Source organism: Salipaludibacillus sp. HK11 (genome assembly GCF_047795645.1).
Lineage (GTDB): Bacteria > Bacillota > Bacilli > Bacillales > Salisediminibacteriaceae > Salipaludibacillus.
This window is the reverse complement of record NZ_CP181045.1, coordinates 4,678,483-4,699,350: the sequence shown is the minus strand read 5'-3', so window position 1 is coordinate 4,699,350 and position 20,868 is coordinate 4,678,483. Positions and strand designations below refer to the sequence as shown.

General features: G+C 36.8%; 21 protein-coding genes. 1 reads left to right on the top strand and 20 read right to left on the bottom strand.

The window, feature by feature from the left end:
- Nucleotides 1-296: 296 nt before the first annotated feature.
- On the top strand, nucleotides 297-2,321 hold the full coding sequence (locus ACM26V_RS22215; protein WP_416148951.1) for a right-handed parallel beta-helix repeat-containing protein: 2,025 nt from the start codon (nucleotides 297-299) through the stop codon (nucleotides 2,319-2,321).
- A 113-nt stretch (nucleotides 2,322-2,434) separates the two neighbouring features.
- Here the strand turns inward: ACM26V_RS22215 and ACM26V_RS22210 are convergent, their stop codons facing one another.
- From ACM26V_RS22210 to ACM26V_RS22115, 20 genes are all read right to left on the bottom strand, one after another.
- The gene (locus tag ACM26V_RS22210) at nucleotides 2,435-2,887 is read right to left on the bottom strand and encodes a PIN domain-containing protein (protein WP_416148950.1); all 453 of its coding nucleotides are present in this window, start codon (nucleotides 2,885-2,887) and stop codon (nucleotides 2,435-2,437) included.
- A 262-nt stretch (nucleotides 2,888-3,149) separates the two neighbouring features.
- Nucleotides 3,150-3,773 carry a hypothetical protein gene (locus tag ACM26V_RS22205; protein WP_416148949.1) on the bottom strand — a complete coding sequence of 208 codons (624 nt, stop codon included), beginning with the start codon at nucleotides 3,771-3,773 and terminating at the stop codon, nucleotides 3,150-3,152.
- A gap of 455 nt (nucleotides 3,774-4,228) precedes the next feature.
- The gene (locus ACM26V_RS22200) at nucleotides 4,229-5,086 is read right to left on the bottom strand and encodes a hypothetical protein (RefSeq protein WP_416148948.1); all 858 of its coding nucleotides are present in this window, start codon (nucleotides 5,084-5,086) and stop codon (nucleotides 4,229-4,231) included.
- A gap of 284 nt (nucleotides 5,087-5,370) precedes the next feature.
- Nucleotides 5,371-6,207: a hypothetical protein gene (locus ACM26V_RS22195; protein WP_416148947.1), complete on the bottom strand. Its 837-nt coding sequence runs from the start codon at nucleotides 6,205-6,207 to the stop codon at nucleotides 5,371-5,373.
- 102 nt (nucleotides 6,208-6,309) lie between these two features.
- Nucleotides 6,310-6,624, bottom strand: a complete 315-nt coding sequence (locus ACM26V_RS22190) for a hypothetical protein (protein ID WP_416148946.1) — start codon at nucleotides 6,622-6,624, stop codon at nucleotides 6,310-6,312.
- A 415-nt stretch (nucleotides 6,625-7,039) separates the two neighbouring features.
- Nucleotides 7,040-7,483: a hypothetical protein gene (locus ACM26V_RS22185; protein ID WP_416148945.1), complete on the bottom strand. Its 444-nt coding sequence runs from the start codon at nucleotides 7,481-7,483 to the stop codon at nucleotides 7,040-7,042.
- Nucleotides 7,476-7,679 carry a hypothetical protein gene (locus ACM26V_RS22180; protein WP_416148944.1) on the bottom strand — a complete coding sequence of 68 codons (204 nt, stop codon included), beginning with the start codon at nucleotides 7,677-7,679 and terminating at the stop codon, nucleotides 7,476-7,478. The genes ACM26V_RS22185 and ACM26V_RS22180 overlap by 8 nt, the downstream gene beginning before the upstream one ends.
- A 101-nt stretch (nucleotides 7,680-7,780) precedes the next feature.
- Complete coding sequence (locus ACM26V_RS22175) at nucleotides 7,781-8,761, bottom strand: hypothetical protein (RefSeq protein WP_416148943.1); 981 nt, start codon at nucleotides 8,759-8,761, stop codon at nucleotides 7,781-7,783.
- Between the two features lie 34 nt (nucleotides 8,762-8,795).
- The gene (locus ACM26V_RS22170; RefSeq protein ID WP_416148942.1) at nucleotides 8,796-9,203 is read right to left on the bottom strand and encodes a hypothetical protein; all 408 of its coding nucleotides are present in this window, start codon (nucleotides 9,201-9,203) and stop codon (nucleotides 8,796-8,798) included.
- 270 nt (nucleotides 9,204-9,473) lie between these two features.
- A complete protein-coding gene (locus tag ACM26V_RS22165; protein ID WP_416148941.1) occupies nucleotides 9,474-11,045 on the bottom strand; it encodes a recombinase family protein in 1,572 nt (523 codons plus the stop codon).
- A complete protein-coding gene (locus tag ACM26V_RS22160; protein WP_416148940.1) occupies nucleotides 11,032-11,463 on the bottom strand; it encodes a recombinase in 432 nt (143 codons plus the stop codon). The genes ACM26V_RS22165 and ACM26V_RS22160 overlap by 14 nt, the downstream gene beginning before the upstream one ends.
- Nucleotides 11,464-13,029, bottom strand: a complete 1,566-nt coding sequence (locus ACM26V_RS22155; RefSeq protein ID WP_416148939.1) for a recombinase family protein — start codon at nucleotides 13,027-13,029, stop codon at nucleotides 11,464-11,466.
- 52 nt (nucleotides 13,030-13,081) lie between these two features.
- The gene (locus ACM26V_RS22150; RefSeq protein WP_416148938.1) at nucleotides 13,082-13,312 is read right to left on the bottom strand and encodes an SHOCT domain-containing protein; all 231 of its coding nucleotides are present in this window, start codon (nucleotides 13,310-13,312) and stop codon (nucleotides 13,082-13,084) included.
- 470 nt (nucleotides 13,313-13,782) lie between these two features.
- Nucleotides 13,783-15,552 (bottom strand): UvrD-helicase domain-containing protein, encoded by a 1,770-nt coding sequence (locus ACM26V_RS22145; protein ID WP_416148937.1) that lies wholly within the window; start codon nucleotides 15,550-15,552, stop codon nucleotides 13,783-13,785.
- Nucleotides 15,542-17,536 carry an ATP-dependent nuclease gene (locus ACM26V_RS22140; protein ID WP_416148936.1) on the bottom strand — a complete coding sequence of 665 codons (1,995 nt, stop codon included), beginning with the start codon at nucleotides 17,534-17,536 and terminating at the stop codon, nucleotides 15,542-15,544. Before ACM26V_RS22140 ends, ACM26V_RS22145 begins: the two co-directional genes overlap by 11 nt.
- Nucleotides 17,537-18,216: 680 nt before the next feature.
- Nucleotides 18,217-18,393, bottom strand: a complete 177-nt coding sequence (locus tag ACM26V_RS22135; RefSeq protein ID WP_416148935.1) for a ParB N-terminal domain-containing protein — start codon at nucleotides 18,391-18,393, stop codon at nucleotides 18,217-18,219.
- Between the two features lie 86 nt (nucleotides 18,394-18,479).
- Nucleotides 18,480-18,677 (bottom strand): HNH endonuclease, encoded by a 198-nt coding sequence (locus ACM26V_RS22130; protein WP_416151947.1) that lies wholly within the window; start codon nucleotides 18,675-18,677, stop codon nucleotides 18,480-18,482.
- Nucleotides 18,665-20,086, bottom strand: coding sequence for an SNF2-related protein (locus ACM26V_RS22125; RefSeq protein ID WP_416148934.1), 1,422 nt, complete (start codon nucleotides 20,084-20,086; stop codon nucleotides 18,665-18,667). Before ACM26V_RS22125 ends, ACM26V_RS22130 begins: the two co-directional genes overlap by 13 nt.
- Nucleotides 20,061-20,537 (bottom strand): HNH endonuclease, encoded by a 477-nt coding sequence (locus ACM26V_RS22120; protein ID WP_416148933.1) that lies wholly within the window; start codon nucleotides 20,535-20,537, stop codon nucleotides 20,061-20,063. Before ACM26V_RS22120 ends, ACM26V_RS22125 begins: the two co-directional genes overlap by 26 nt.
- Nucleotides 20,537-20,827 (bottom strand): VRR-NUC domain-containing protein, encoded by a 291-nt coding sequence (locus ACM26V_RS22115; RefSeq protein ID WP_416148932.1) that lies wholly within the window; start codon nucleotides 20,825-20,827, stop codon nucleotides 20,537-20,539. The genes ACM26V_RS22120 and ACM26V_RS22115 overlap by 1 nt, the downstream gene beginning before the upstream one ends.
- Nucleotides 20,828-20,868: the final 41 nt, after the last annotated feature.

Genomic DNA, 20,868 nt, shown 5'->3' with positions numbered 1-20,868 from the left:
AACCAAGGTCTGGAAGTGCTCTTACAAACCTTGGTTTCCATTCATTAATATGTACACTGAAATTAAAGTAATTTAATACCTAAATTGCAATTAACACCTATCTTTTATATAATATTATAGTCATCTGGTCTGTCTGGACACTGTATGCACAGGTTTGAGAAAATGACGGCAGATAAGATTATTATTAACAAGAAAATTGAAAACGTTTACTAGAATAATAAATTTTATACACTGCCTGCTGTCAGTTTGCAAGAAATGCTTACAGCTTTTAATAGGTGGGGAGAAGGAGTAATTTTATGGAATATCATGTGTCAACGCAAGGGAATGATCAGGCAAAAGGAACATCTGAACAACCCTTTCGTACAATATCACGCGCTGCGGCTCTTGCCATGGCTGGTGATACGGTCACTGTTCATGCTGGTGTATATAGAGAATGGATTAATCCGGCTAATGGAGGAACAGAAGATCATAGAATAGTATATAGATCCGCAGGAGACGGGGAAGTAATCATTACAGGGGCTGAACGTATTTCAGACTGGAAGGCTGAAGGAGACAGTGTTTGGCTTACAGAAATACCTAATTCGATATTTTCTGTTCGTAATCCCTTTGAAGTAGAGTTGAGTGGAGACTGGCTATTTGACGGAGCTTTCTCCGTTCATCTCGGTGATGTATATTTAGATTACAAATCTTTGTATGAATGCGATAGTGTCGATAAGGTACACAAGCCCGAAGTTTGGCCCGATGCTAAATATCCCAAGGACTCACTACTCAAATGGTATACCGAAGTTGGTTCGACAACAACAAAAATTTGGGCCAATTTTGGTGAAAAAGATCCTCGTAAGGAAAATGTAGAAATTAATGTCCGTCCTTATTGCTTTTGGCCTGAGAAACCCGGAATTGACTATATCACCGTAAGTGGATTTACACTTCGTCAAGCATCTCCTCAATGGGCACCGCCAACTGACTACCAAGAAGGGTTGATCGGGCCTCACTGGAGTAAAGGCTGGATTATTGAAAACAATATTATCAGTGAATCCAAAAGCGTTGGTATCAGCTTAGGTACTGAAATTGGTACAGGTCACACGAAGCATATAGGCAAGCACATTAAAGGTGGCACACAACGTGAGCAGGAGGTCATCTTACAAGCATTACGATCTGGATGGCATAAAGATAGCGTAGGCAGTCACATCGTTCGAGCTAATGTGATCCATGATTGTGAACAGGCAGGCATTGTAGGACATATGGGTGCAGCTTTCAGCAGCATAAGTCAAAACCGTATTTACAATATTCACCACAAGCGTCTCAGACATGGTGCCGAAGTAGCAGCAATCAAGCTGCATGCTTCCCTGGATACACAAATTAATGAAAATATAATCTACAGTTCTTACCGCGGAGTTTGGCTTGACTGGCAGGCACAAGGCACCCGTATCAGCCGCAATGTGTTTTTTGACAATATTTCTGAAGACTTTTTCGTAGAGGTTTGTCATGGTCCGTATATTGCCGACCATAATCTGTTCCTCTCTCCGATGAATTTCAGAAATATGGCACAGGGTGGAGCATTTGTTCATAATTTGTTTGCAGGAAAATTTGTTGTTCGTTCCGAGATTACCCGTACTACGCCGTACCACTTTCCTCACGAGACGGCAATGGCAGGTTACTCCAATATAACCGGAGGCGATGACAGGTACTATAACAATATCTTTTTGGGGGATAATGATGCTAATAAAAAACCTGTACCAATAACCTTTTTTGAACATCTTCCGCTTAAACCTAGGGATGAAGTTGGAGATGACGGAAAGGCTGCCATGGATGGTGTTCCGGACAATTCCATTTGCCATCTGTACCCTGTGGGACTGGGAGGCTATGACAAGCATCCTAATGCAAAAGATAAGAAATGGTGGGAATACACCAAAGAGGAGCTTGCTGAACTTGGAGATGACGCAAAGGATTTCTTAATAGGAAATGCAGTTCTTCCAGTCGCTATAGACGGAAATGCATACTTTAACAATGCGGTTCCAGGTCATCATGAACCCAATGCGAAGATATATGAGCAGAAGGGCATTAAAGTGGAAATTGATCCTGCGCAAGGTAGGGTGCAAATTCAGGTCATTGAGCCCAAATTGCTTCGTGGTGCCTCTGCAATGTTGGTTACCACCGGCCTGCTTGGCAAGACTTATCACGCCGATATGAAATATGAGCAACCGGACAGCACGCCATATCGTTTTGACTCCGACTTTTTCGGGGGAAAGAGACCTGATGCAGACGTCACACCCGGTCCATTTGAATTAATCAAAAATGGGACGATTGATTTTAAATTTTAGTTTATTATTGAAGATCCAATCGGAAAAAGGTGCCAGACCCCCAATGCGGTATAATTTTACAGCACTGGGGGTCTCGCACATATTGTTTCGAATAGTATCGTTAAACTATGCAACTACAATAATTCTTCTGGCCTGTAGTATTCACAGTCCAATTTTTTTAAATCTTTCTTATCCCAAGTTAATACAGGAAGTTTACTATTCGATTTACTAGAAATTAAAGAATCAGCAAAATTGACATTCTTATCTGAATACATTTTTAGCGCATTGACTACATTACCTTCTTCTACTTCAACATTCTCAGATTCAATTATATCTATTAAATATTCGGTTATTTTGCGTTTATCTAATTTATAGAAAGACTTTAGTAACCAACAGCATTCAGCAATTACTACAGTAGGGATTACTAAAGTTAATTCATTTTTTTCTACCTTCTCTACAAGCTTCACTATAATATTAAATTTATTTGGGTCATCCTTAACTATCAATCTTATCAGAGCATTTGTATCAATTAGAAATTTATTCATCCTTAAATTCCTCTGATAGAATGTATTTAGAGGCTTCTTCATGAGCAGTTCCTCTCATTTTTTCAACGTTAATTTCCTCAACAGAAGTAACTCTACCAATTGTTTTTCTTAATTGGTTCTATTCTCACTTCATCTTTATCGATTAAAAATTTGAATTGGTCATCCTCACTTAAACCTAGCTTTTCTCTAAGCTTTCGGAATTGTTATTTGTCCTTTACTCGTCATCTTCCCACTTACTAATTCCATTCCGTTTCACCCCTTACTTATAAATTTGCAAACTCATAAAAGATCCTAAAAGGAACTTTTAACGAAGCAAACTAGCATTATGTAATGCATTTATTACGTCCTCTCCTTGTTCTTCAGTCGATTTCATTCCATTTATGATTATGTCAGAACATCCAGAAACCCAACTAAAAACCTTTTTGTAGCCAATACTACCTCCGTGGAGATATTGATCAAGATGCTTTAAAATTAATGCCTCCCTTTCCTCGTATAACAGATGATTAAAATTTTCTCTGTAGTTCCTAACTAATCTCCGTGCTAGAGCAATATCAAAAGGTAGATTAATACAAATGACATAATCTATGAGTTCCTTCATCCCAAATCGAAGGTTTCCAAATGGCTCTTCAATTATTAGATAATCTGCAGGCTCTATAACCCGATTCGTTGGATCTACTATTGATCCTCCGTAACTCAGTTTATATAAATCTTCATAAAACGCATCGTTTCTAATCTCTTCTGGATTGATTTCTTCACCGACCACCAATTTTTGAAACATTTTCTCCGGATAAATCGTTGTGCTTTCGTAAGAATCAAAGTAGAACGCACTTGTATTTGGTATACTACTTGCTAGATGATTAACGAGTGTTGTTTTTCCAACACCTGAACTTGAACCACAGACAGCGATCACTTTCCTTTTTGAATTCATATATCCTCCTTATCTACCTCACTTGTATTTTTGTTAATTAATCCCACTTTTTATTTTAACATTAATTCCCTTTTTAATAACGTTAAAATAGCGTCCCTTATTAAAGGAACGCTCCTTGAAAAAAGCACCTGACCCCCAGCACGGTATAACTTTACAGCACTTGGGATCAGGCACCCATTGTTTTTGTCTTTCTTCTTTTGAATGTATGGTGCCTGGCACTTGTCGAATACTAAATTCTACTATACCAATTGATACCAAGCTATTTCAATTCAATCAAAGCACAGCACTCCACATGGCTTGAGTTGATGCCATTGATGTCTTGAGCTATTTTTTGAACCTTACGTTCGCGGGAACATATCAATCGGTTATCTGCTGCTTTTTTAGAAACCAAGGTATGAGGGAACATATCAAGGTATATATAAGTTCCCACGTAAGCAAATAAGGGCAAATTCAAACTAGAAAAGTTTCTCAATTTCTTTATTTGTTTTTAGTTTATAAAAAGCAATAATTACACTTGTATAGTATTGCATCATCCAATCGTGCCATATTTCCTTACTGTAATCTGTCTTTTGATCAGCTCTGTTATGCCGAATATTAAAACCATTAACAATACCAAATATTAACTTATCATGTTCGTTTTTTGGCACTTCATATTCTTCATTAAATAGATTCTTTACATACTCACGTTCTTTCTCCAAAATGTCTGCTAATAAATTTATTGCCTTTTTCTTCGTTTCTAAATTTGCATCAAATCGATAATACATTGAAGAAGCCGTAGATAATTGCTCAAAAACTTCATTAGGCATTTCCTTTCCATCATACGAAAGTTGTTGCTTCAAGGTTTCATTTGGCAACTTCATTATAAAACCATTCGTGGGCTCGATGTAGTATCCACCATTATACATTCTTAAGATATTGTTTATGTATTCGGCAAATTCAGCTTTTGGTTCTTCTGTAATTAATTCATTTTTCTTGTAATCATAAATCGCTATATGGTCATATAATATCTCAATGACTGTAAATAATATTTCTTCGGTATAATTTTCGGCATATTCATATATTGGCCATACCTGTGTAATCTGCAAACGAGTAGCAAAAAAAACTTCTGGAGCAGGGGCCAAAGAGGGTGGAATTATCAGCTCTTCATCATTCGAATAAGGAATTGAGCGCCATACTCCTTTTGTTGCACATTTAAAATATTCTTTACTATGAAAATATTGATAAGTTTGTACAAAGAAACTTATAAGTTCATCTTCAGATAATGATATTGAATTTTTTATAAGTCCATTTCTTTCAGCATAATATTGTTTCATTTATCTATCTTCCTCTCAAGAAATTATATCCTATCTCCCATTCAGCTTTTCTTGCTCAATAAAAGAATCCAGCAAAACCCCATAGTCATCACAACCAGCAGGAAACATTTTATCTGCTTCTTCTATTGGCACCCCATATGTATCCTCACTACTATCTTTTCTAATACCATGCCCGGCGCGCGCATCTCCAAAATTATACTCACAAGTAGAGCACTTCTAAACCAGCTTATCTCTAGGATTTGCTTTCATTTTTCTTAACTTATCCTTATAGTAGCTGTAATCTACTATTCCTTCTTTAAGGCTGGTAAGACTGCCTCTAAATACTCCTGCCAATAATCATTATCGCCTTCCATGTCATGTAGCCAATAGTACATAAATAGCATTTCTAGTTCTTGCTTTTTTCCTTTTATGAATGGTTTCTTCGGCATTTTTCTATAGAGTGAATTGAGATTAAATAGATTGCTTTTCTGTTTATAATCATAGTCGTAGTTCCTAAAGGAAGTCTGACTCTTTTTCCTATGTGAAGTAGGCCAGATATCTTCATTATCATGAAATCTGTTAATCCAATCAAAAGCAAATGCAGCAAGATTTACTTGATGCTTCACCCAAGTTTTTTCGAGCCAATCACTAATCTCTTCAGTTATTGTTGGCAGGGCAAATACAAAATGTTTTTGGCTTTGAACCCTATGATAGTCTTTGATAAATAGAAAAAGCATTTCCGTCTGCTCCTTAAGAAATGGAAGCTTCTTAATGAGTTTAGTATAGCAGTCATATGAAACACTCCTAAATTCGCTGTCAGTATTATAAAGAAAAAACAGCTCATCCTCCTTCAACATATTCCCTATATACTTGTTGACCTGCTTTCCATATTCATCATACATACTAACAGCCCAATCTCTAACTTCAGGCTCATATTCATCTAACTGTTTACGATATTTTTCCAGCTTATCGCTGTGAAGCACTGTTTTTTCTTCCGCTTCAGTGGTGTTAAGATAGTTATTGAAATACTCAAAGATATAATCTACACATATTTTCATATTCTGAGTACGTGCATCAAGATCAAATTCATTAAGCTTGTCTTCTTTTTTTCTGCGTGCAATATACTCTTCAATACTAAGCATAAAAAACCACCCTAAACAAAATTACTATAGAGCTAGACATCTAAATGCCAATCAGGAGTCATCGCCCATAAATCCTCTTTAAGACCTAAAAATAAAACGCTATCAGTCAGCAAATCGACTAATCAGGGAAAAAATATACGCAGTGTTTCTTAATTTTCTGGTGACCTCATGTCTAACTCCCGTCTCCCCATTCACCCAACGATCATAGTAGGAATAAACAAATAAAAAATCCTTCTTTGATATAGACCTTTGCTTCGATAGATTGCAGGATGGTGTACGTTCAGTAGTGCTGTCGATGTACAATTTTTCTCCTTGGACTGAAGCCCTACTAAACCAAAGACCAGTTGTAGTTTGCAGATCTTCTCCTGAAGAAGAAAGTCCTGAAATAACTCTACTCCATAATGTTTCACCGCTCATTACTTTTCCTTTTGCTTCAATTCCCGCAACCGATATATCTCATCAGCAACTTCATCATTAGTTTCAGGTGCCTGTCACTTGTCGAAACACTTCATATGTATTGTCATACTTTTTGCTAAAATACTAAAAAACTGTGCCATTTCGGACAAATTTTTAAAATACAAAAAGGAGATGTGTCATTTACGATATCTATTAACTCCTCTTCTTTCTTTTAATATCATGGAGATGCACGATTTCATAAATCAGCAGCCAGCGCTGCTTACTGAATTTTATGAAATCCTCTCCCCAAGAATGATACAAATATCACCATTTTCGATGACCACTTCAATGTGGAATTCAAATCCGGTGTTAATGCGGATATTGAAAGATAAAGCAAAGTAGGACTTCTTACAATTATTTAGTGTTTCTGCTCTTTTTAGTCATCGTTAGATAAATACCATCCGTGTTCACGATGAATACTTGGTGCATGTGGAGTTTCATTGCCCCATGCTCTTTTACTCATCTCTTTATCAAATCTTCCAAGTAAGTTCTGTAGGCTACAAGCCGCTTTAAAATCATCACCTGATGAGCAATAGTCTAGTCTTACTTTTTCTCTTGCTGTATCAAGCTCTGCATCTGTTGCATTCTCAAACCATTTACTACTATAAAAATTTGCTTTTTCTATCTCATCTTTCAAATTATCAAATAATTCTTTTATAGCATCTTTATTCTTCAATCCAAGCACGATAGCAATAAGTGTAGGGATGCTTATTCCAATGAGAGCAAGCTGCTTTTTATGTGCTTTTATCCAAGTCACAATTCCATTCTTATCTTCTGAAACTTTTTCCAATCCCTGTTCATTTTGGATTTCTTTATTCATAAAATTTCTCTCCTCTCAACTTCTCTTCCTCTATAGCATCTTTATTCTTCAATCCAAGCACGATAGCAATAAGTGTAGGGATGCTTATTCCAATGAGAGCAAGCTGCTTTTTATGTGCTTTTATCCAAGTCACAATTCCATTCTTATCTTCTGAAACTTTTTCCAATCCCTGTTCATTTTGGATTTCTTTATTCATAAAATTTCTCTCCTCTCAACTTCTCTTCCTCTATAGCATCGTATCTGCTGTAGCAACATTTTCTTTCTCGTGGTATCTCTGGAAATAATGAATCTTCATAACTACTTATCTCCCCTTCTTTTCTTTCCGTAGTTCTTCGGGAAGTAATCCTTCCCAATTAGCCAAACATACTGGTCAATTTGCTTCAGGTTATATTTATCCAAGCCATAAAAAGCACGGAAATCAATAAGTACACCTTTGAATTTAATATAGGCCTTCAAATCGTCATCTTGGAAATCTGAGAAACTATCACGATTCCTAAAATAGCGAAGCACCTCATAGACATAGCTGTCATAAATCGGATAATCGAGTGGATTGTGATGGCTACAATACTTTGTGGCAAAAGAGTAAAAATTTCTCTCTGAATCACCGATAGTTACATACTGGATATCTCGAACTAGGCTAACATCACCTGCTTTAAGTCTTGAATCAATGTCCAGAGCGCATATGTGCTTAGCCACAGGATAGATTGAGAAAATATTCGTACTATAAAAGTCATTAAGCGTTGATGCCTTCAAAAGAACATCGATAATGTCTGTATTCTTTGGGCATAGCTCAAAGAACAGTTTATTAAGTGCTTCCTCCTGCAGGTAGTAATTCTCAAGACCATCCCACTTAGCAAGATAAAACTCAACCTGCTCAATTGATGGATCAGGAACATTAACATCCATTTTTTTCTTACGAGTATATGTACGATCAGCAGTATTCTCCTGATTAGGCGTTGATGGTTCGGCAGTTCCATCAGAAGCTAAGAATAAACGGAACCTTCTTAGATGAGACATATAACTATTAACAAGTGATTTAACATTACCGGTCGAGTTCTCAGAAAGAGCCTTTATTAATGAATTCTTTGCCCCATTCTCGAAATCAGTAGCAGTCACTGCATTCCAGAACAGGTCTTTGCTCCCTTTCCTCCAAAGGTAGAAGGTGTCTGTGTAAGCAGTATTGATTGTTAGTTTTGAAATGTTCTGGCTATGTAAGAATTCTCTGTATAAAGAGCGCAGCTCATCATATGATAAAACTTTCATTTTGTTTATATCCAAAGTCCAACCCCCTTTACTTTCCTCTTTGCCCCTTTTAATTACAAAAACTAGTTTTATATTTCATGAGAACTGCTTCGACCTCGCTCCAAATCCATACACTCTCGCCATCATCCTCAAATACTTTACCGTGGCTCTTAGGTCCATCCAACTTCATCTGTGAGTAATTATTCTTAAAAGTCGGTACATACAGTTCCGAGTTGTTTTCGTCACTACATAAGCGTTCCATCATGTCTATGGAAGCACGACCTGTGGCAGCCACTGCCTTAAAATAAGCACGGAGGATTTTATGGTTATATTGATTCGGCTTTACAGCCCATACCGGGATTCGTTGTATTGCTTTTCCGTAAAAATCCTTATTTGAATCCTCGTTTTGTCTTGCCACTGATTTTGGATTATATGTCTGTGATGCCTTTTCAAAAGTTTTAGCAATGTACCAACGCATACAGCTTTCCACTGCGGTATCTTGTGTTTCCTTCGTTAAATTCAATGCAATGCAGAATTTTTCGTACACATCTACATCAACCGTAAAAGTTACACTTTTATCTACTATTTACACACCGCCTTTATATTCGCTATTTAGAAAATTATACCATATATATTTGTATTTTATAGATACTCATAACTAATTTTGTATTTACTCATAAACGTAATAAAAACACCCTATATTTCTGCAAGGTGCCGTATTATGGTAATGATTTTTCTTTACTCATTTCTATTTATCTACACCAACGCTCATGCCAGATTTGAATTCCACCTCAATTCTGTCATCATGTACCGTAACTTTTTCAATAAGCCGCCTTACTAACTGCTCATCATATTCATCTAACTCGCTGGATTGTTCATTCAAGTAATCGATCATTTCAGCGATTCGTTGCCTTTTTCCTTCACGCTCTGCATTTTCAACCAGTGCCCTTTGCTTCAGTTCCCGCAACCGATATATCTCATCCGCAACTTCCTCGTAATCTGCTTTGGAATTTGCCAGTCTTAAAAGTTCTTTTTGAAGCTCATCCAGCTTTTCATCTATGTCATTTGTGGTTTTACTACTTTCTTCATTTAAAATAATAGCAACGTTCTCCTTCAAAGTTGAAAGGAAAGTATCTTTAACAGCCAGTATCTCGTTGAGGGCCTTTAGCACCGCTCCCTTTAGCACTTCTTCATTCACCGTTGGGGAAGTACAGTCAGAACCCTTTTCCTCGAGTCGGCTAACGCATCTCCACACGGTGGATCTGCAACCTCGATTATTCCAGTGAACCCGTCTGTATATCTCACCGCACTCTGAGCAGTACACAATGCTAGACAAAGCATATTTACTACTATAGACACGCTTTTTCCCGTTCTTTCCTGTATAAAGGTTGGCTCGTCTTACCATTTCTTCTTGGACCTGCATGAAAATTTCACGTGGGATGATGGGCTCGTGGCTATTTTCAACATAATATTGCGGAACAATACCATTATTGACTACCCGCTTCTTGGAAAGGAAATCGACGGTGTAAGTTTTTTGAAGCAGAGCATCTCCGATATACTTTTCATTCTGCAATATCTTCTTAATCGTCTCTGGTCTCCACTTCGTCTTGTTAGCTGCAGTTAAATATCCGTCAGCTTCCAATCCACGAGCAATTTGCTGAAGACTTGCTCCTTCAAGGTACTCCCGAAAGATACGCTTTACTACTTCCGCACCTTCAGGGTCAATCACCAATCGCTTGTTTTCATCTTTGGTATATCCCAAAAATCGGTTGTGATTGATTTGAATCTCACCTTGCTGGTAACGGTACTGAATTCCCAGTTTCACGTTTTGGCTTAGGGACTGACTCTCTTGCTGGGCAAGGGAAGCCATGATGGTTAGCATGATTTCACCCTTGGAGTCCATTGTGTTAATATTCTCTTTCTCGAAAAAAACCGGGATGTTTTTATCCTTGAGTTGCCTAATGTATTTCAAGCAATCCAGCGTGTTTCTGGAAAACCGGCTGATTGACTTGGTGATAATCTTATCGATTTTGCCTTCCATACACGCTTCAATCATTCGATTAAACTCTTCACGTTTTTTAGTGTTGGTTCCTGAAATCCCATCATCTGCAAAGATTCCTGCAAGCTCCCATTCAGGATTACCTTCAATGTAGGAGGTGTAATGCTGCACCTGCACCTCATAACTGGATGCCTGCTCCTCGCTATCTGTTGAAACCCTACAGTAAGCGGCTACTCGAAGTTTCGGTTTGGCTTCTTCTTTGTCATTATTTCTGTTATGAGCACGTGCGGGTATGACCGTAACACTTCTATTCAGCGCCAACTTGTATCACCTCGCTTTCTATCAGGCTATAAGCATACTCTGCTTGCTTAAAAGGATCGTTATAAACCTGTTCAGGCGTCGGCATGGAGAACCGGAACCTTTTTATACTTTCTTCCTTAGACGATGGTTCTCTGATTCTTCCAAGCATTTGCGCCCGCCTTAACCTTTCAGCTTCAGCCCTTTTGAAAGTATCATCTTCAATAAGTCTGGGGTAATATTCGTCTCCAAGATATCGTTTGTTTGTAAGCCTCCTGGAGATCGATGAATGATATCCTTTTATACCAGCTTTCTTGGCAGCGTTACTAAGTGAAAGTCCCGAGAGATAAGCGCGATATAATTCCCGAAGTTGTGATGCTGCTGACTGGTCAATGACCGCTTTTCCATTTTGGATCTTATAACCATAAGGTACATGTTGCATTTATCTCTCCATCCTTTCTCTGAGTGTAATACCGCATTTAAGTTCGAATCCTATTTCAGTTGGTGAAAATGCAATCACCCTTTTAACAAACTGTTCGAATATGTCCTCGTCAAATCTCTCAATGTGGTCTTTTTTTGAAGTATATTTTATGAGCTGTTGTAGTTCTGTCACTCTGTTCATTCCACCATTGATTGAACGATAGAGAGCATCCTTTTTTTCTTTTAGCTTTTCAACTTCCAAACGCAGTCCATTCTTTTGTGCATTAAAAAGAGCAGGCTCCAGATACCCTTTAGTCATAAGATTTACCAGTACCTTAAGCCGCTCTGTGTTTTCTTCTATCTTTGACTCAGCCTCTTGGACTTTTACAAGGTTATCTGTATAATTTGTGGATTTCATATTCTTCAAAAGTGGTTTTAATACAATTTTTTGGGAAAAGATCAGCTTATTTATCATGGTTACACAAGCCTGATGGATTCTGTCTTCTCGTATATAAACCATGGAGCATTCTTCGATATTGGAGATATGTTTCGAACAGCACCATGCAGTATATTTGTTATTACTCGATCCATGATTCCTGCGTTTAAAGGTACTCTCGCATTCAGCGCATTTAATTTTCCCAGAGAGGGGATAGCGGTTTAAATATTTACTGCTACCTCCCTTTATGCCTTTTTCTTTACCGCGTTGTTTGATTGCTTGATTTACGGCTTCAAAATCATCATGGCCTATGATGGCCTCATGGTGGTTATCAATAAAATACTGATCCAGTTCACCTTTGTTCGTACGTCTACTAAAAGTCTCATCTGTGTAGGTTTTTTGTAAAAGTAAATCACCGGTATATTTCTCATTGCTAAGAATGCCGCGAACCGTGCTATTTGACCACCCGCCACCTCTTTTGGTAGGAGTGCCATCCGCGTTTAATTCTTCTGCTATTTTCTGTGTTCCTTTCCCAGACAAAGCGTCAGCAAATATTCGTTTAATAACTTCTGCCTGCTTTTTATTTACAATTACCTGACCGTCCAGATAATCGTATCCGTAGGGAGGATAGGAAAGCTTATAGGTTCCATTTCTAAACCTTCTTTTGATAGACCATTTATTGTTTTCGGACATTGAAATGGACTCGTTCTCAGCCAGACTGCTTAAAATAGTTAACATGAGCTCATTGTCCATTGACTGAGTATTAATATTCTCCTTCTCAAAATATATGAACACTCCAAGGTCAGTCAGCTTTCGAACAAGCTCAAGACAGTCTGTTGTGTTTCTAGCAAATCTGCTGATGGATTTAGTTATGATAAAGTCGACATTTCGATTTTCGCAATCAGAGATAAGCCTAAGCAGTCCCGTTCGCTTTTCTTTCTTAGTCCCTGGAATCCCCTCGTCGTAATAAATCCCTACAAACTCCCAGTCAGAATTCGCTTTAATGTAGGATTCATAATGATGCTTTTGTGCTTCTAAGCTTACCAGCTGCTCTGCATTGTTTGTTGAAACCCTGGCATAAGCTGCAACACGTAGCTTGGTCTTTATGGCTGCTATGCTTTTATTTCCTTTTATTTGCGTCACCTTTCTCACCAAATTCACTTCCTTTCGGTATGTCACATGTTACCTCTGAGTGCCCATTATATCAAGGTTTATCGGGCATTAGCTGTGCTAATAAAGGCGAGAAAGATTTACGGTTGAGTAGCATAATTTTGAAAAATTCCTCATCAGATAGAAGTTCTTTTTCAAGCATCTTACGGAGCAGCTTTTCAGCCCTATGGTAATCAAACTCTCTTTGAAGCTGTTCAAGGCTTAAGGGCTTTCGATCTGAATTAGTCAGAGGGCTTTGCTTTTCTGTAATCTTTGTAACGTGCATATAGGTTGACCTCCATTTCTACAGGAAACTCCTGCACCTATATGCCAAAAAACACCGTGAATCGAACCCCTAAAAGGCAAAAAAAAGAACCCGAAGAGCTAACGGATTTCGTTGCCTATCGCAAAACTTGAAATTACACTATTAAATGTGTTTAAATTTGCATAACTAATTGCACCGTATTTTGTAGTTACATATGTAATTCAAATTAAAAAAATCTCAGTTCAATGATAACGGGTTCAGTTTTGGGGGACAATTTTCCAAAAAACAATGCAAATAACTCCTTAATTGACATGCAAAATGAAATTAAAATCACGACCATTTTAACAATGTAAAAAGCACCTGATTCGCTCAGGTGCTTTTGTTCATATTAATTTTCTCTTCTTCAACTATTGCTTCCCCTTTAGTTCATTAAGAAAACGGACGCTTATGCTACAATCGCGCCTGTTTGTTGAATATCCTCATATGAATTTTTAGTTTACAGCTGTTTCTACTTCAGGTTCTCTAATTACCCAATTAGTTTCTAATTTCTCTTTTACTTTATGAGACCACACATCAATGTGCATTGCAAAAACAAACAAATGTGTAACTCTACTCATAGCTACATATATCAAATTATGATGTGTATATAAATAATTCTCATTGTCATTAACACGATATCTATGTAATAAAATATTGGTTAATGGTTTATCATCAAAATCGACTACTAAAGCTGATCTCAATGTTTCACCTTTTACTGAATGAATAGTAAAAATGTCATCTGTATTTTTCTCAGCTTTTGATGCTTGTCGATTAAAAAAAATTGCTTCAACTTGATTAAATATATTATTTCTTACATTAATACTTACGGCACCTTTTTCTTGCAATAATTCATTGATCAATTTCTTTAATTCATCTTTAATAGTTCCAGTTAAACCATTTTTTATTACATTAATTAATATAGTATTGAGTTGGATAAGTTTATGATGATTATTAATCCACAACTTCGCCTCAGAAAGACTCTCTTCAACAAGCACTATTCTTTTAACAATAAAGTCTATAATTAAAGATTTCAGGATATAATTTACAGATTTTAATTTAACTTGTTTCTTTTCTGAATATGGTACACCCTTTTTTACTATAGAAGACCAAGCTCTAGTCAAAACAAGAACTTTGTCCTCCTTTGAACTTTCATTAAAAGTTTGGTCTAGTTTCTCATATTCTTTTATTATTTTTTTATACTCCGGGTAGATTTCTTCTTCATTTTTATATAATAGAATAACTGGTGAAATCGACCTTTTCCATTGGTATGTTTGGATATTTGCATCTGGCATTATTATATTCAGATGTTCTGCAATTTCATTTCCAAAACGATTGGTTATATTTAGCCTAAATACCTGTTGTTCGTCAATGTCTGGCATTGGCTGATTATAGGTAATAGTTTGATACGGATCACCGACTTTTTGATAAATATTATCCTCAGTTCCAAAAAGTTTTTCTAGTAATTCGGTGCCAGCTGGTGTTGTATCTTGAAATTCATCTAGAAAGACATATTTAAAACGATTCCTCAAAACCGCTTTAAATCGGTTTTCTAGTAAAAATATACTCGAAAATAAAAAAGTATCTTCGTGAGTTAAAAAACCTTGTTTCTTTCTAGAATATTTAGCTTCTAACATTTTCACTTTATATTTCTCAAATTTGTCCCAGTTAGTAGAGTTAAATAAATCTACAGTGTTATTTTCTTTATCTAAAATTAATTCACTATCTTGTATTCTTTCTGCAATAGCATTTTTCACACCGTTAAATTGTGGTTTACTCATCCAAGGATAATTACGCCCTAGAAAAGTTATATAATAATCAAAATCGCTTTGATGTTTTTTATCAATTATTAAGCTGTTATGTTTGAATTTATATTTAAAGAAAGGAATAACACAAAAACGATTGAAAAACTCATGGATTGTTCCAATAAAATGAGGATGATTAACATTACCCACACCGGCTTTATTTAGAACATTATTAATTTCATTAACAGCAACATTTGTATGTGTAATAATACATACACCCTCTTTGCTATTTGATGAACTTAAGTTCTTAAGTAACAGTGCTATCTTTGCAGCCAAGGCAGTAGTCTTTCCTGCTCCTGGTCCTGCAACAATCGTTTTTGACTCATTCAAATCAATAAATTCCCTTTGCTTACTATTAAATTGTCCATCCCCTAGTAAAATTTTCTCGACTAGTTTATAGTCTCCGTCTTTAATTTGCACTATCATCTCCTCCAGTTACATGATAAATAGCATTAATAATATGTTTTATCGAATCATCTGAGAGCAACACTTCTTTTAACCTAGACTTGTTATCTAACAAATGTTTTGCAAATTGTTGCGCTACAACCGCCTTTGAAACTTCTTTTTCTAATAAAAAATTATAAACAGCTGTTGCCCTGGTAAACTGATCATAATGCGCTTCCCATTCTTTCTTTTTATTAATTCGATTTATCTCTTGAATATAGTGACATTCCAATAGAACATTTTCAAAATCTCCACTTAATTCACTTAAGGCAATTGAGTGCTCTAAAGTCCATGGCTTTGAAATAAAAACCTTTGTTTTTTCAACATCATTGAAATATCTTTCCTTAATATCTGTTGTAATTTTATCTTTAAACTCATCAAATTGTGGCTCTACGCCTTTTAAAATTTCAACAATCTGTGAATTAATCTCTTCTAATTTTTTGTCTAGTTCAGTACCTGATAGACTTTCTCTTATCTTATTACCATATAATGTTTTAGATTTATTAATTACATCTTTACAATTGACATAAAATTTCTCGAATTCACTATTTGAGTTATCACAGTTGTATAGGTCAGCAATTGCCCTGTTCGCTCTTTCATCTATCTTGATATAACAAGGCTCGTCATAATAATCAACTGGCTTTAAATCAAGATCAGTTATTATTGAGACCGGAAAATTCAATTGTTTATTTTCATTAGACCTTAGAAAAATAGATGTATATCTCTTAAACGCAAGATTTCCTAAATTTATAATTGATACACCATATCTATGTAAAGGTCGTCCAATAACTTCCGCTATAGCAGGTAGTAGTAGGTTCTCAGCATCTCCCTCAACAAAAATAGCACCCTGTGCAAAAAACATATTAGCTTTGGTTGCATCCAAGAAACGTTCTAAGAACTCATAATCTTCTTCTATTAATTTGGTAGATCCTCTTTTCATTGGATAGGCCTTTTTATTATAAATAAAGATTATACTTTCAAGAGCTATTGACGAGGCGAGAACTGGACTATGTGATGTAAATATGTATTGAATACCTGTATTTGAATTCTTCTCAAAATGCTTTATAACGCGTAACTGTGCCTGTGGGTGTATATGCGCTTCTACTTCTTCTATAAGGGCTATTTTAGGTCCAACTTCTGATTCACTTAATAATAGCAATTCAACTGCCATAAACAATAAATTTGAACTTCCTAATCCTGTTCCCACTTCACCTAAATTCAATTCGAGTTTTCTCAAGATTTCAACAAAGCTCATTTCTTTATTTTTGATTTCTGGTTCTTTTTTATTATTATCCTCAAAAAAATTATCAACCGTTGTACCAATCTTTCTTAGTACAGGTTCATTTAAGAATGTTTTTAATTCATCAAAAGCATTTGTAAAACTATCAATAATTTGCTTCTGCTCAGGACTATCATCAGTGAAATCACTTAAGTTCTTGACAACTTGAGCTATTCGAGAACGTTTACCTGGACTTAATTCAGAAGCCGCATCGCGTAAGGGTTTTAAATATGTTACTGTCAACAATTGTCTGGCGATATCTTCCATACCACTTTCTAAATTATCTGAACCAGCTTTTACTATCTTTTTAACCTTCTTCTGTTTATTAATATCCTCATAAATTTCAGCCTCCATTAATACTCGAAGGTGAGTTTTTTCTGGGGTTATTGTTAACCATTCATAAAAGAAGGCTTCTTCTATTTGACTTAAGTCTCGAAAAATACATTCTATTTTAAGGCTTTTACTATCCTCGTAAAAATCATCTTCTGTAACCCAATTTAAATCTTGATTATTTGTAGATAGAACTGTCTTAATTGCGTCAATTATTGCTGTTTTCCCGGAGTCATTTTCCCCAACAAGTACATTAAGTGCATCGTTAAATTGAATTTCCACTCCACACTCACCATTTTGACCTTCAGCAAACTTTCTCCAATTCCATAACCTTAAACTGTCTAAATACATTTTGATTATCCTCTTCTCCGCAATGATAACATTAATTATAGCTAATTTTGTAAATATTTGGTGCAATCTATCAAATATCTATCAATTTTTCTTAAAGCAGATAAGGCAACCTCTTCCGCAATCTGGCCCCGTTTGAGGAACAAATTAAAAATTTTTTATTCGACTAAACTCCCCAATACTTTAAGTACACCGTTTCACAAACTCTTTATTTTCTATAATCTAATTTTAACATATAATGACAAAATCCTGTTTTTTCTTTATTCTACAAGTAAAATCACACCTTAATTACCATCCATTTTAACGTACGTATTAGCAGTGTTATCAGAGTCTTGACAATATTTATTGTCATCCAGTGATTTCGTATGTTAATTAAGTAGTTAATTTACTGTTAAATGACGTTATTCCATTGATTTAACAACAAACAAAAGACGACTAAAAGACTTGCGATTTAGTCGTCTAATTAGGTTGCTATTTTCAGTTTTGTCTCCGATAACCGATCCTGTTAGTTCAATGAACTGAGATTTTTCTTATATTTATTTTCACCATACAAATTTAGCTGATATGACCATTAACTTCAGTTGTTCCTGTACAGACACCCATTCGCAAATTGTTATTCTTTTGTTCATTTATTATTTTGCCTCAAAGTTCTAGGCGCTTACTCACCTACCCTACCGTCCTTATCAGCATCGTGCATGCCCGGCGATAATGTTATGGTCGCCATCGATAAGGATTGGATTGATAAACCCAAACTCTCTCATGCTCGATTGTATCTTTTTGATTTGCGTTTCCGTATGCGTTCTAGCGTTTCTCGCATAAGGTACCAGTTTATCTATTTTTACGTTTTCGTATCTCCGCATTTGTTTTTTCATCTAAATCCACCTTTTTATAGCTTCCAAAAAATACATGATATATCCACGCAGAAAAATTCGGGCTCCCCCGCCGGTCACCATTTGGCGGCACCCGATTTAAAAGAGAGGGGGGTTATAGATAATGCTTCCATCAGTATCGAAAGCAATATCCGATCTGGTTGCGCCGCTTTGAAAGTTTTTTTATTATGACAGTTAAGACAAAGCAATTCTAAATTGTTAAAGCCAAGAGCGATCTCCCTGTCCCCTATGTTCTCTGGCGTTAGGTAGGTGATGTGATGGACAATGGTTCCGGCAAATGGACACCGTTCGCAAAGCCCATGTTTGCTTTTGAAAAAAGCGTTACTGCTTCAATGAGAGCCGCTTGGCTCGTATCTTTATCTTCTAATGCTTTCATGACTCGTTCATCAATCGTGTCTTTGGTGATAATGTGGTGAATGACGACTGTTTGTTTCTGTCCCTGGCGCCACAGTCTGGCATTCGTTTGTTGGTAGAGTTCAAGGCTCCAAGTAAGTCCAAACCAGACAAGTGTTGAACCCCCAGACTGTAAATTCAGACCATGTCCTGCTGATGCAGGATGAATGACCGCAACTGGAATATCCCCCATGTTCCATCTCTTTATGGAATCAGTACTGGATAATACTTCAACTTTAAAACGTTTTTGTATCCGAGCCAGATCGTGCTTAAACCAGTAGGCGATCAAGACCGGCTTTCCATTAGCTCCCTCGATGGTATCCTCTAACGCATCCAGCTTACGGTCGTGTATAGGCATTACCGCACCATGATCATCGTAGACTGCACCATTTGCCATCTGCAGAAGTTTGTTAGATAATGTTGCCGCATTGGCCGCAGTGATCTCTTCACCTTTAACCGTTGTGATCAAATCCCGCTTCATACTATCGAGGGTTTCCATTTCTTTATCAGAAAGCCTGACTGCTACTTTGTTCATAACCAAATCTGGTAGTTTGAGATAATCAGAACTTTTCATGCTGATGGTGATATCAGCAATCTGCTGGTAGATGGCATCTTCTGCTCCTGGCTTTGGCTTGTAGGAATATATCACCTGTTGGTTTCGTTTGTCTGGTACAAAGTACTCGTCTCGGTATCTGCCAATGAAACGTCCAAGCCGCTCTCCCATATCCAAAAGTCGATACTCTGCCCAAAGATCCATTAGGCCATTTGATGATGGTGTACCGGTAAGACCAACAAACCGTTTAACTTGAGGTCTAACTTTAATTAGACTCTTAAAGCGTTTTGCTTGGTGGGATTTAAAGGAGGACAGCTCATCGATTACTACCATGTCATAATCAAAGAGAATACCACTTCTGGTAACCAGCCATTCCACATTTTCACGATTAATGATGTAAATATTAGCTTTCCTTTTTAGTGCTTTTATTCGCTCAGACACTGTTCCGATGGCAATTTCACACTTTAGTCCGCTAAGATGTTCCCACCTATCGCATTCCTGTCGCCAGACATTTAATCCAACCCTAAGAGGGCAGATCACTAACACTTTACGTATTTCAAAGCAGTCGTACAGTAATTCTTGTATGGCTGTTAAAGCAATTACTGTTTTACCAAGTCCACAAGATAAGAATATGGCTGCCGTTGGATGTTCAACGATATATTTAGCGCTATAAATCTGGTATTGATGCAGATCAGAACGTTTTAGTAAATCGTCCATTCTTATCCCTCACTTTCATACTTGAATGTAATGCTGAGTGCTCTCCTTTCTTCAAAACAACAAGGTTCTCTGGACGGTTATTAAGAGGATTAAGGTCAACATGATGAACCTCTTCATCCGGTAACAGCTCACTCCTCAAATACTTTTCTGCCAGCAAACGATGGATGTAAATTCCATTGCGTTTGGCATTACGAGTATTTTTGCCTGTACCTCTCGAATAATCTACACAACATTTATGGCAGCAAAAGTTGCACTCAGTTCGTTTAATGTTAGAGGCTTTTTTGGAGAACTTCTTGTCACACCAACAACAGACCACCAACAGTTTCCTTGTTTTATAAGCGGCAGCGCATTCACGATTGCAGAAAAAGTGTTTATTACGAGTGCCATGTCTATCACGGCGATAAAACTGTTCACCACAGTAATCGCAGGTGTAGATGTGTGTTTTTACCACTATGATTCACTTCCTCTCATAACCTCCGATAGCAATGGTTGTATCTGTTCCGCTCCATCCAAGCAGAAAACCAAAGATCCAAGTGACTCTAACTGACTTTTTCGCTTTTCTTGCAGAGGTCTTAATGTTTTACCAGGCGCTTTACATTCAACAAATGCCTGCTTGCCATTGGGTAGAAGAACAAGCCGGTCTGGCATCCCATCAAATCCAGGGGATACGAATTTAAGTGCCAGTCCCCCCATCTTTTTCACTTCTAAGATAAGCTTTCGCTCTATATCTTTTTCAAGCATTTCTCTGCCTCCTTAGCGTCAGTGATAGGGTAGTGTGCAGG